The 12649-nt window shown below is 70.4% G+C and carries 8 protein-coding genes; 5 read left to right on the top strand and 3 right to left on the bottom strand.

Translation table 11 applies throughout. The features are described 5' to 3' along the window. Positions 1 to 22: 22 nt before the first annotated feature. Positions 23 to 1105 (bottom strand): NADH:flavin oxidoreductase/NADH oxidase, encoded by a 1083-nt coding sequence (locus tag J4H85_RS09855; protein WP_208239177.1) that lies wholly within the window; start codon positions 1103 to 1105, stop codon positions 23 to 25. Between the two features lie 129 nt (positions 1106 to 1234). On the opposite strand from J4H85_RS09855, the gene J4H85_RS09850 reads away from it, so the two are divergent. Next, positions 1235 to 3073: an ABC transporter ATP-binding protein gene (locus tag J4H85_RS09850; protein WP_208239175.1), complete on the top strand. Its 1839-nt coding sequence runs from the start codon at positions 1235 to 1237 to the stop codon at positions 3071 to 3073. Between the two features lie 21 nt (positions 3074 to 3094). Here J4H85_RS09850 and J4H85_RS09845 read toward each other — a convergent pair whose 3' ends face one another. Then, positions 3095 to 4111, bottom strand: a complete 1017-nt coding sequence (locus J4H85_RS09845) for an NAD(P)H-quinone oxidoreductase (protein ID WP_208239173.1) — start codon at positions 4109 to 4111, stop codon at positions 3095 to 3097. 123 nt (positions 4112 to 4234) lie between these two features. On the opposite strand from J4H85_RS09845, the gene J4H85_RS09840 reads away from it, so the two are divergent. The 4 genes from J4H85_RS09840 (at position 4235) to deoC (ending at position 12160) form a co-directional block, all read left to right on the top strand. Then, complete coding sequence (locus J4H85_RS09840) at positions 4235 to 5437, top strand: exonuclease SbcCD subunit D (protein ID WP_208239171.1); 1203 nt, start codon at positions 4235 to 4237, stop codon at positions 5435 to 5437. A 2-nt stretch (positions 5438 to 5439) separates the two neighbouring features. Then, positions 5440 to 8511 carry an AAA family ATPase gene (locus tag J4H85_RS09835; RefSeq protein ID WP_208239169.1) on the top strand — a complete coding sequence of 1024 codons (3072 nt, stop codon included), beginning with the start codon at positions 5440 to 5442 and terminating at the stop codon, positions 8509 to 8511. 28 nt (positions 8512 to 8539) lie between these two features. Further along, on the top strand, positions 8540 to 11143 hold the full coding sequence (locus J4H85_RS09830) for a DEAD/DEAH box helicase (RefSeq protein WP_208239167.1): 2604 nt from the start codon (positions 8540 to 8542) through the stop codon (positions 11141 to 11143). A 276-nt stretch (positions 11144 to 11419) separates the two neighbouring features. Continuing rightward, a complete protein-coding gene (deoC, locus tag J4H85_RS09825) occupies positions 11420 to 12160 on the top strand; it encodes a deoxyribose-phosphate aldolase (RefSeq protein ID WP_208239159.1) in 741 nt (246 codons plus the stop codon). A gap of 41 nt (positions 12161 to 12201) precedes the next feature. On the opposite strand, the gene J4H85_RS09820 is transcribed toward deoC, so the two are convergent. Next, complete coding sequence (locus tag J4H85_RS09820; RefSeq protein WP_208239157.1) at positions 12202 to 12615, bottom strand: GntR family transcriptional regulator; 414 nt, start codon at positions 12613 to 12615, stop codon at positions 12202 to 12204. Between the last annotated feature and the right edge of the window lie 34 nt (positions 12616 to 12649).

Below are 12649 nucleotides of genomic sequence, written 5' to 3'. Positions count from 1 at the left end.
CGACACCATTGCGAGGGACAGGTTAGAACTGCGCCCTGGCGTACTGCCCCGGAACGAGCTCGTCCGCGTTCGGGGCTCGGAGTTCGTGCGCCCACGCGAGCGGGAGGTGCGGGTTGACGAGGAGGGGTCGCGCGAGCGAGACCACGTCGGCCTGCCCGGTCGCGAGGATGCCCTCCGCCTGCGCGGCCGACGTGATGAGGCCGACGGCACCGACCGGCAGCGGCCCGCGCCTGACCTGGGCGGCGAGCCCGACCTGGTACGACGGACCGATGCGCGGGGGCAGGGTCGGGGAGTTGCCGCCCGACGACACGTCGACGAGGTCGGCGTCGTCCTCGGCGAGCCACCCCGCGAGCGTCTCGGCCTCGTCGACGGAGAAGCCGCCCGCGACCCAGTCCTCGGCGGAGACGCGGACGACGATCGGCAGAGCGGGGTGCTCCGCCCGGATCGCCCGGACGATCTCGCGCACGATCCGTGCACGTCCCGCGAGGTCGCCGCCGTAGTCGTCGTCACGCCGATTCGAGAGCGGCGACAGGAACTCGTGCAGCAGGTAGCCGTGCGCCGCGTGCACCTGTACGACATCGATACCGGCGCGCACGGCGCGCGTCGCCGCGTCGACGAAGGCCGCGATGAGCGGCTCGAGCTCCGCCCTGTTGAGCGCGCGCGGCTCGTCGAAGCCCTCGAACGCCACGGCGGAGGGAGCGACCGTCTGCCAGCCGCCCGCGCCCACCGGTACGCTGCCGCGATCGAAGCCAGGCAGCGCCGGGAAGGTGGATGCCTTGCGGCCGGCGTGCGCGAGCTGCACTCCGATGCGGGCTCCGTGCGCGTGCACGGCGTCGGCGATGCGGGCGAACGCCGTCTCCTGCTCGTCGTTCCACAGGCCGAGGTCACGCGGTGAGATGCGACCCTCGGGCACCACGGCGGTCGCCTCCGTCATCACGAGCCCGGCGCCGCCGCGGCCGAGAGCCGACAAGTGGGCGAAGTGCCAGTCCACCGGGACGCCGTCTTCCGCGTCGGCCGAGTACTGGCACATCGGGGCGACCCAGAGTCGGTTGCGGATCTCGAGGTCGCGGAGGGTGAACGGCTGGAAGAGGAGGGGATTGGCCATAGCGCACCAGCGTACTCGCGTGACGTCAGCGGATGCGGGGTTCCGGCACCGCTGAGAGCGAACGGCGATCGGGAAGAATCCCGGCCGCGTAACGTTGAACCCCTCAGACCCTTCTGGAGGCCCTCGCACGTGAACACTCTGCTGCGCATTCTGCGGTTCACCCGCAGTCTCACCCCGTACTACATCGGCATCATGGTGGCCGCCGCCGTCGTGACCGCCGCGGGGCTGACGGTGCCGTTCATCACCGGTCGCGCGACCGACGTGATCGTCGATGCCGTCGGTGCGGCCACTGACGGGGGTGCCGGAGCCGACGATGTCGTCGGCTCCGCGATCCGGACCGTCGTGCTGCTCGCGCTCGCGCTGCTGGCCGCGAGTCTCGTGGAGTCGGTCGTGAGCAATGTCGGCGGGTACTGGGGCGATGTCATGAGCGCCAAGATGCGGCTCATCCTGTCGAATCGGTATTTCGCGCAGCTGCTGGCCCTGCCGCAGCGGTATTTCGATAGTGAGCTGACGGGCACGATCGTGGCGCGGTTGAACCGCTCGATCTCCGAGGTCACGAACTTCATGAAGACGTTCTCGAACATGTTCGTCACCATGATCATGACCACCGTCGCCGTGCTCGCGATCAGCGCGTGGCACTACTGGCCGCTCGCCGCACTGCTGCTGCTCGCGTACCCCATCTACCTCTGGTTGACGGCGCTCACGAGCAAGCGCTGGCAACGGCTCGAGGGCGAGAAGAACGATCACATCGATGTCGCCTCCGGTCGCTTCGCCGAGGTCGTCGGCCAGATCCGGGTGGTGAAATCGTTCGTGCGCGAGAAGCGCGAGCTCGATCACTTCGGCGATCACCTCGACGACACCGTCGAGATCACCGGCCGGCAATCGCGGCACTGGCATGTGATGGATGCGTTCCGGCGCGGCGTGCTCAACGTCATCTTCTTCGGCCTCTACCTCATGATCTTCATCCGCACCGTGACGGGAGATTTCAGTCCGGGGCAGATGGTGATGCTGATCCAGCTGATGGCGATGGCGCGTCAACCGGTCACGACGCTCAGTTGGATGGTGGACGCGGCGCAGCGCGCGATCGCCGGATCGAAGTCGTACTTCGAGGTGATGGATCTCGACCCCGCGCGCGTCGACGGAGGCGGCGGACGCCCCTCGGAACCGCGTGGGACCGCCGCGACGGATGCCACTGACACCCCGCGCACCGCGGTGTCCTTCCGCGACGTGCGATTCGGGTACGACGACGACCACGATGTGCTCTCGAACATCACGTTCGACGTCGCAGCGGGGGAGCGCATCGCGTTCGTCGGCGAATCCGGCGGCGGCAAGACGACGCTGACGAGTCTGCTCATGGGGCTCTACGGCACGCGATCGGGCGACATCGAGATCGTCGGCGCGGGTGATGACCTCGCGACGCTCCGGGAGAACATCGGTGTGGTGTTTCAAGACGCGGCGCTGTTCTCGGGCACGATCGCCGAGAACATCGCGTACGGCAACCCCGCGGCGACCCGGGACGACATCGTCGCGGTCGCGCAGCGCGCCGCCGTCGACCGGTTCGTCGAGAAGCTGCCACGCGGGTACGACACCGTCATCGGTGAACGGGGCATGAAGCTCTCGGGCGGGCAGAAGCAGCGCATCGCGGTCGCGCGAGCGATGCTGAAGGACGCCCCGATCCTTGTGCTCGACGAGGCGACGTCGGCGCTCGACACCCGATCCGAGCGCCTCGTTCAGGAAGGGCTCGAGGATCTCATGCGCGGCCGCACCACCTTCATCATCGCGCACCGGTTGTCGACGATCGCGGAGGTGGACCGCATCATCACGCTGCGCGACGGACGCATCGACGAGATTGGGTCCCCGGCCGAACTCGCGACATCAGGCGGCATCTACGCCGAACTCCTCGCACTGCAGCACGCGGACTCGAAGGCCGGCCGCAAACGTCTCAAAGACTTCGAGGTGGTCGGCTAGCCGGTCGCGCAGCGACCCCGATCACACGACCAGGATCGCCTTCCCCGGCGCGAGGGTGCGGTCTGCGTGGGCCCGATGCAGCGCGCTCGCCTCGCCGAGCGGCATGCGTGTGGTGGGCGCCGTGCGGAGACGGCCGTTCACGATCAGCGGCCAGACGGTGGCCTCGACGGCGCACACGATCTCGGCTTTCGAGCCGACCCCGTCGACGGGCCGCGCCCGGAGCGTCGTCGCCGAGATCGTGAGCCGGCGCTGCATCATCGCACCGAGGTGCACCTCGGCCTTCGGTCCGCCGAGCACCGAGATGACGGCGAGCCGGCCCCCGATGGCGAGGGAGCGCAGATTGTCGCTCAGATACGGGCCGCCGACCACATCGAGGACGAGATCGACCCCGGCGCTGTCGGTCTGCGCGTGCACGAAGTCGGCGAACGAACCTTGGTGGTAGTCATGCGCGGCGTCGGCACCCGCCGAGAGCGCGTGCGCGATGCCCTCGGACGTGCCCGCGGTCGCGAGCACCCGGCAGCCGAGCGCTGCGGCGAGACCGATGGCGAACGCCCCGAGCCCGCCGCTTCCGCCGTGCACGAGCACGGTCTGACCGGGTCCCGGAGGGCGGGGGGCGGCGAAGTTCGACAGGACGGTGCAGGCCGCTTCCGGGATGGCTGCGGCGTCGATGAGGGCGACGCCGGCCGGCACGTGCAGCACCTGCACTTCGGGAACGACGACGAACTCGGCGTAGCCGCCGCCCGCCAGCAGCGCGCACACCTCGTCGCCGAGCGCGAAGCGCTGGGCGCCCGCTCCGCGCGCGGCCACGGTGCCCGAGCACTCGAGACCCGGAAGGTCGGAGGCACCGGCCGGTGGTGGGTAGGTTCCCGCCCGCTGGGCGGCGTCGGCCCCGTTGAAACCCGTGGCGGCGACCTTGATCAGGATCTCGCCGGGCCCCGGCTGGGGCACCTCCCGTTCCGCGGTCACGAGCACTTCGGGCCCGCCGGCCTCGCGGATTTCGACGACGCGCATGTGCTCGGGAAGTTCGTGCGTGCTCATGCGTGCCACCCTACGCCTCGCCGCGAGGACGGACGCCGTGTCGGTGGTGTGTGCCAAGCTGGAAGCGTTCCGGCGGGCCGACACGCATGCCCGCCCCTGTCGCCGATCGTTCCGGGAGGGTCGATGCGCATTCTGCACACTTCCGACTGGCATCTGGGGCGCAGTTTCCACGGTGCCTCGACGGTGCCGCAACTGCGCGAGGTGCTGCTGGCGATCCCCGGCATCGTGCGTCAGCGGGCGATCGACACGGTCGTCGTCGCGGGCGATGTCTTCGATCACGCGGCTCCCGCAGCCGAGCTGTACGAGCTGCTGGCCGAGGTGATCCGCGGCATCCGCGAGGCCGGAGCAGTGGTGGTCATCACGAGCGGCAATCACGACAGTGCGGCTCGACTCGGGTTCCAGTCGGAGTGGGCGGCGATGGGCGGTGTGCACGTCATCACCCGTGCCGACGCGTTCCGCACGCCGCTGACGCTGCGCGACGATGCCGGAGACGTCGACTTCTACGGCATTCCCTACCTGGAACCCATGCTGCAGCGCGAGCTCTTCCCCGGGGAGCGGTTCCGCGCGCACGGCGAGCTGCTCACCCGGGTGCTCGGCGAGGTCGACGAGCTCCGCGCGGGGCGCGCCCGTCGCAGCGTCGTCGTCTCGCACTGCTTCGCGGTCAGCGGCGGCGGCCGTGCCGATGCGCTCGGCGCCGACGAACTCGGCGCCGACCTGGTCTGGGATCTGACGGCCGGGGGACTCGACCTGGTTCCGGCCGGGATCTTCGCGGGTGCAGACTATGCGGCGCTCGGTCATCTGCACGGACGCGGCAGCCCGCTGCCGAACGTGCGGTACAGCGGAGCCCCGTTGCACTTCTCTTTCAGTGAGGCGGCGAAGCCGCGCGGTGGCTGGATCGTCGATCTCGACGCCGACGGGCTCTCCGAAGTGGAGTGGTGTCCGTTCCCCGTGCCCCGTCCGCTCGTGCGCCTGCGCGGCACGATCGATGCGCTGCTCGACGACACCGCGTTCCGCGAGCATGAGCGCAGTTGGGTCGAGGCGGTGGTGACCGATCGGGTGCGGCCGATCGATGCGATGCGTCGGTTGCGCGAGCGCTTTCCGCACTGCGCGCACATCGAGTTCGATCCCGAGGGTGGCACGGGCCCCGAGAAGCGCAGCTACGCCTCGCGCGTGAGCCGCCGCAGCGACGTCGACGTGGTCGACGAGTTCCTGCGGCACGTGCGGTCGGGTGACGCCCTCGACGACGGCGAGTGGGCGCTCGTCCGCGAGGCGATCGCTGAGGCTGGAATCGCCGACGTGTCGCGCCGTGAACGGCGGAGTGGCTGACGATGCGGATCCTGGAACTCGAACTGGAGGCCTTCGGCCCGTTCCGCGACCGGCAGCGGGTCGACTTCGCGCGTGCCTCCGAGAGCGGACTCATGCTGATCGCCGGCCGAACCGGGTCCGGAAAATCGAGTCTCCTCGATGCGATCAGTTTCGCCCTGTACGGTTCGGTGCCGCGCTACGACGGCCGCGTCGGCCGGGTGCGCAGCGATCACGCCGACCCGTCCCAGGCGACCCGAGTCCGGCTCGACTTCGAGATGGGGGACGACCGGTACCGGGTGGAGCGGTTGCCCGAGTGGCAGCGACCGAAGCAGCGCGGCGAGGGAACGACCCTGCAGAAAGCCGAAGCGCGCCTGTGGGCATGGGACCGCACCGCCGGTTCCGACGGAGGCGGGGACTGGCGGGGGCTCGCGTCGCGTCCGGCCGACGTCGGGCCCGAACTGCACGCCATCATCGGCCTCTCCCTCGACCAGTTCCTGCAGGTGGTGCTGCTCGCGCAGGGCGGCTTCCAGCGGTTCCTCCACGCCGACGACCAAGAGCGGCAGGCGACCCTCCGAACCCTCTTCCGCACCGAACGCTTCGCCGACATCGAGCGGGTGCTCGTCGAACGGCGCAGCGCGCTCGGCGAACGCGTCGGACAGGCTCAGGCACGCATCGACGCGTTCCTCGAACAGGCCGAGTCGGCTGCGACCGATCCCGAGGGATCGGCACCGGATGCGTCCGAGGCGAAGGACGCCGCGACCGGCAGCAGTGCGACGGCGCGCCGCGAACGCGTGGCGGCATCGATCGCGCAGGAACGACTCGCCTGCGACCGCCTGCGTGCCGATGCCGCCGAGAGTGTCGCTGCCGCCGACCGCGCGGACCACGCGGCCCGCGAGGCGCGACGCATCGCCGAACGGCAACGGCGACTCTCAGCGGCGCGTGCGCGCGCCACCGAACTCGACGCCCGGGCGTCAGACATCGCTGCGGCACGCGAGCAACTGGCCGCAGCGGAGCGAGCCGAGCGCGCGCTCGATCGTGTGCGCCGAGCCGAGCAGGCGGAACTCCGTCGGACGGTTGCCAGCGCGTCGCTCGACGAACGTCGAGACCGGTTCGCCGCGGCGCGATCCGCTGCGGGACGAACCGCGGAGGACGCGGGATCCGCGTTGCGCGACAGCGTGGCAGGCACGCTCGCGCTGCTGGAGGAGCGGCGCGCGGATGAAGCAGCGCTCGAGGCGTCCGCTCAGCGCTGCGACGACCTCGAGCACCGGATCGAGACGCTCGCGACGGCGCACGCGCGCATCGAGACTCGGGCGCACGAGCTTCCGCAACTGCTCGTATCGGCCCAGGAGGCCGTCGCTGCAGCAGAGCGACGCGCCGCGCCGCTCGCCGAGCTGACCGTCGCACGCGATCGCGCCCTGACGGTGCGTGACGCAGCGAGACGGGTGCCCGAACTCGTCGATCAGCTGACGTCGGCGCAGCAGCGCTCCGCCGATTCCGCCCAGACGGCGGCGACGGCAGCGGCCACCGTTCGCGATCTGCTCGCGCGACGTCTCGGCGGCATGGCCGGCGAGCTCGCGCAGCAGCTCGCCGCGGGCGAACCGTGCGCCGTCTGCGGTTCGCGCGAGCATCCGGCGCCCGCCGTTCAAGACGACCCCGTTGCGCCCGAGGCGATCGACCGAGCCGAGCACGCCGCCGCCGATGCGCAGGCCCGGCTCGAGTCGGCGCGCGCCGCCGAGCGCGAGGTCGACACCGTTCTCGCCGAAACGCGCGCACGCGCCGAGCACGCGTCGCCGGACAGTGCCGAGGAGCGCGCGCACGCAGCCGAGACCGCCCTCGCCGACGCCGTCGCGTCGGCCGAGTCTCTCGCGAGCGTGCGCGACCGCGCGACCGAGCTCGATCGAGAGCTCGCCGGCGTCGCGGAGGAGACGCGTCGCACCGCAGAGCAGCTCGCGGAGGCCAGGCGAGAACTCACCACGGCGCAGGCGCAGCACGTCGATCGCACCGCGGCGGTCGAGCGCGCACGCGAGGGTTTCCCCTCCATCGCCGCGCGCATGGAGGCCGAACGGGCACTGCGCGACGCCATCGACGCCGTGATCACCGCTACGGCCGATCTGCGCGCGGCTGAGGCCGCCGCCGCGCAGGCCGGCGACGAGCAGACGGCGATCCTCACCGAACTCGGGTTCGCCGACGTCGCCGACGTCCGCGACGCGGCACGCTCCGCCGAGAAGCGGACCGCACTCCGCGACCGGATCTCCGAGCACGAGGTCGCGACCGAACGGAACGCCGGCGTGCTCGCCGATCCCGAACTCCAGGATCTGCCCGAGGCAGCGGTCGCGCTGGACGAGGCGGAGGCCGCCCTCGCGTCCGCTCGCGACACCGCGCGGCGACACGAAACCGCCGCCTCGACCGCCGAGCAGCGGGTCGCCGCACGTGAGGACGCGCTCGCCAGACTCGATGCGGCTCTCGAAGCGGGCGCCGCGGGCGAGGCGGAACTGCTCCATCTGCGCCGGCTCGCCGACACCGTGCAGGGCAAGGATCCGAACACGCGGCGCATGCGTCTCGAAGTCTTCGTGCTCGCCGCACGCTTGGAAGCGATCGTCGCCGCGGCGAACGGACGACTGCGACGCATGGTCGGCGGTCGATACACCCTCGAGCACGACGACGATGTGCGCAGCCGAGGCCGCCAGTCGGGGCTCGGGCTGCGCGTCATGGACGAGTACACCGGTCGCTCGCGGAGTGCGGCCTCGCTGTCGGGAGGCGAGACGTTCCTCACCTCGCTCGCACTGGCGCTCGGACTCGCCGACGTCGTGACGGCGGAGTCCGGAGGCATCACGCTCGATACGCTGTTCGTGGACGAGGGTTTCGGTTCGCTCGACCCCGGCGCACTCGACGAAGCCATGGCGACGCTCGACGGACTGCGCGAGGGTGGACGCACCGTCGCCCTCATCAGCCACGTCGCCGAGATGCAGGAGCGGATCCCCGCGAAGCTCGAAGTCGTGGTCGACGGACGCGGAGTCAGCAGTCTCCGCGGTGACGGGGTCGAACCATCGAGTGCCCCCCGTCGCACCGCGAGGCCGCCGTCGGAGCGTCGATGACCGCAGCAGAGAGGAGCACAGCGAGCACATGAGCCTGGGCAGCATACTCGACCGCACGATCGCCGGACCGGAGGCCGTCGCCGGGTCCGTCGTGGAACCCGACGAGAGCTTCACCGTCTTCGAACAGTGGGTCCGCGACGACCGCGGCCTCGACCTGTATCCGGCTCAGGAGGAGGCCCTGCTCGGCCTCGCGCTCGGCAGCAACGTGATTCTCGCCACCCCCACCGGGACCGGCAAATCGCTCGTCGCTCTCGGGGCGCACTTCATCGCGCTCGTCGAAGGACGACGCACCGTCTATACGGCCCCCATCAAAGCCCTCGTGAGCGAGAAGTTCTTCGACCTCGTCGACGTGTTCGGCGCCGACCGCGTCGGCATGGTCACGGGCGACACCTCGATCAATCCCGACGCGCCGATCCTCTGCTGCACCGCCGAGATCATGGCCAACCTCGCGCTGCGCGATGCCGACGCCGACAACCCGGACGCGGGCGGTATCACGCAGGTCGTGATGGACGAGTTTCACTTCTACGCCGAGAAGGATCGCGGGTGGGCCTGGCAGGTGCCGCTGCTCCTGATGCCGCGCGCACAGTTCCTCCTGATGTCGGCGACGCTCGGCGACGTGACCGAACTCGGCGCCGATCTCACCCGGCGAACCGGGCGCGACACGACGCTCGTCACCGGTGTCGAGCGCCCGGTGCCGCTCGCCTTCGGGTACGCCGTCGCCACGGCGCACGAGACGGTCGAAAGTCTGCTCACCGACGGCAAGTCGCCGGTGTACATCGTGCACTTCAATCAGTCGCACGCCGTCGAACAGGCACAGGCGCTCTCGAGTATCAAACTCGTCGACCGAGCGGGTCGCGACCGCATCGCCGAGGCCATCGGCGACTTCAAGTTCTCCACGGGCTTCGGCGCCACGCTCTCACGACTCGTGCGTTCGGGCATCGGCGTGCATCACGCCGGCATGCTCCCGCGGTACCGCCGTCTCGTCGAGCAGCTCGCGCAACAGGGTCTGCTGCGCGTGATCTGCGGAACCGACACGCTCGGTGTGGGGATCAACGTGCCGATCCGCACCGTGCTCATCACCGCGCTCACCAAATTCGACGGCGAGAAGATGCGGCGGCTCTCGGCGCGGGAGTTCCACCAGATCGCGGGCCGCGCCGGGCGAGCCGGGTACGACACCGAGGGCGATGTGCTCGCACTCGCCCCCGAGCACGAGGTCGAGAACGCGAAAGCGGCCGCGAAGGCCGCGGCGAAGGCGACGGGCGGCAAGAAGGCGAAACCCGCGAAGAAGAAGTCGGCGCCGCAGGGGTTCGTCTCCTGGAACGAGTCGACGCTCGAAAAGCTCGTCGGGTCGCAACCGGAACCGCTCGTGAGCCGAATGAGGATCACCCACGCCATGGTGCTCGGTGTCATCGGTCGCGGCGAAGCGCACGAGGGCGAGGCGCTCGCAACCATGCGCACCCTCGTGTTCGACAGCCACGAACCGCGACCTGCGCAGTTCGCACACGCCAGGCGGGCGCTCGAGATCTTCCGCACGCTGCGGCGCGGCGACATCGTCGAGGTCCACGAGAACACCGCAGGGGAACAGCTCCTGCGTCTGACCGTAGACCTTCAGGCGAACTTCGCGCTCAACCAGCCGCTGTCGCCGTTCGCGCTTGCGGCCATCGAGCTGCTCGACCCGGAATCGCCCGACTACGCCCTCGACGTCATCTCGGTCATCGAGGCGACACTTGAGGATCCGCGCCCGATCGTGCGCGCCCAGGAGCACCGCGCCCGCGGCGAGGCGGTCGCGGCCATGAAAGCCGAGGGCATCGAATACGAGGAGCGCATGGAGCTCCTCGAAGAGGTCACTCACCCGCAGCCGCTTCGGGAACTCCTGACCGAAGCCTTCGACGCCTACACGACCGAGGTACCCTGGGCTCGAGACTACGAGTTGCGCCCGAAATCGGTCATCCGCGACATGGTGGAGCGCGCCTTCGGGTTCCGCGATCTCGTCTCGTTCTACCAGCTCGGACGATCCGAGGGCGGGGTGCTGCGCTACCTCAGCGACGCCTACCGCGCCATCTCACGTACGGTGCCCGAGCAGGCCAAGACCGATGAACTCGAAGACCTCATCGAGTGGCTCGGCGAAGTGGTGCGCCAGGTCGACTCGAGCCTCCTCGACGAGTGGGAAGCGCTCGCGCATCCCGACATCGACGCCGATGGAGCCGAAGGTGCCGCCGCGCCCCAGGGTGCCGGCGGTCCGCCCAGTCGCGGACCGCTCAGCAGTCAGCGCGCTTTCCAGGTGATGCTGCGCAACGCACTCTTCCGGAGGGCGCAAGCCGCCGCGTTCGAGCGGTACGCCGAGTTGGCAGAGCTCGACGGGGCGCAAGGCTTCGGGGAGCAGCGTTGGCGCGAAGCGCTCGACGGCTACTTCATGGAGCACGACGAGATCCGGGTGGACGGCGACGCGCGATCCGCTGCCCTGGTCGAGCTCGACCGGTCGAACGCCGATGCCTGGAGATTCAGACAGGTGCTGCTCGACCCCGACGAGGATCGTGACTGGGGCATCGAGGGGCGCGTCGACATACCGGCGTCCGATGAGGCCGGAGAACCCGTGGTGATCGTCGAGCGCGTCGGCCCATTCATGGGCTGACGGCGAAGTGGACGGGTAGCTTCGGCGAGGTCCTGCTCATCCCGCCACCTCGCCGAGATTGCGCTTGTGCGGGTTTCGGGGCGCCTGAAGGGCGCGTTTGCGGGATCTCGGCGTGCACGCGGCGGGGGAAGAGCGCGCAAGCGGGATCTCGGCGTGCGCGAGGTGGCGGGGGCCCGCGAGGTGGCGGGGGCCCGCGCGGTGGCGGGGCCCGCGGAATCTGGCGGCCGCGCGCGACCGCAACGGGTTCGCCGAGCGGTGCTCCGCTACGATCGACGCATGACCGCAGCTTCGACTTCAGCCCAGACGCGCAATCCCGATGAGCTCACCGCCGAGCACTTCCTCGAGATCGCCGATCACACCCTGCTCGCGAGCGGGACCACGCCGGACGAGCTCGACGCGTTCCTCGCCGACGCCGCCGATCTCGGGGTGAAGCGGGTGTGCGTGAGTCCGTCGCTGCTGCCTGCGAAGGATCGCGGCCGCGAGATCGTGACCGTCGTCGGGTTCCCGTCGGGTGCGCACCACGCCGATGTGAAGGCGGCCGAGGCGACCCGTGCGATCGGCGATGGGGCGGAGGAGATCGACATGGTCGTGAACCTCGGCCTGGTGCGCGCCGGACGCTGGGACGACGTCGCCCTCGAGGTGCGCGCCGTGCGCGATGCTTGCCCGGGCCGGGTGCTGAAGGTCATCCTCGAGACCGCGTCGCTCACCGACGATCAGATCGTCGGCGCGTGCCGCGCGGCGGAGACCGGGGGAGCGGACTTTGTCAAGACCTCCACCGGGTTCCACGCGGACGGTGGTGCGAGCGTGCACGCCGTGCGACTGATGGCGGACACCGTCGGGGGCCGCCTCGGCGTGAAGGCGTCGGGCGGCGTGCGCACGGCGGCAGCCGTGCGGGAGCTCTGGAACGCCGGCGCGACGCGCTTCGGCGTTTCGGGTACCGCAGCGATCCTCGCCGGCTGGGACGCCGACGCCGATACCGGCGCGGATGTCAGCTCGGCGGGCCCGAGCGCGTACTAGTCGCGACGGACGGACGGACGCAGCGCAAGCGCCCGTAACGCTCAGGCGGTGCCAGATTTCGGCGGCAGCGCCTGCACGGCGTCGGCGAACATCTCGCGCGAGCGCTCCGGGTTCACGCCGAGTTCGCGCATACGAGCGGCGGCGTCGAGGGCGACGCGTCGGGCGGCCGCGCCGACCGGATCCTCGTCGAGAGACACAAAGGTTCCGGCTCTGCCGCGACCCTCGATGACGCCGGCGTCTTCGAGTGAGCGGTACGCGGCGGCGGCGGTGTTGACGGCCACGTCGACGTGTCCGGCGAGTGCTCGGATCGTGGGGAGCTTCTGTCCGGGCAGCAGGCGTCCGTCGGCGAGGGCGCGCATCACGGCGTCGTGCATCTGGCGGAACGGCGGTGATTCTGCAGTCGGGTCGATGGAGAAGACGTGGAGAGGATCGTGATCGTGCGCGGCATCGGGCATGCTCTCCAGGGTAGGTGATGGCGCACTAGACTCG

Source organism: Leucobacter tardus (genome assembly GCF_017583045.1).
GTDB classification, from domain to species: domain Bacteria; phylum Actinomycetota; class Actinomycetes; order Actinomycetales; family Microbacteriaceae; genus Leucobacter; species Leucobacter tardus.
Note: the sequence above shows the minus strand (reverse complement) of the source record. Positions and strands in the feature narration are given on the sequence as shown.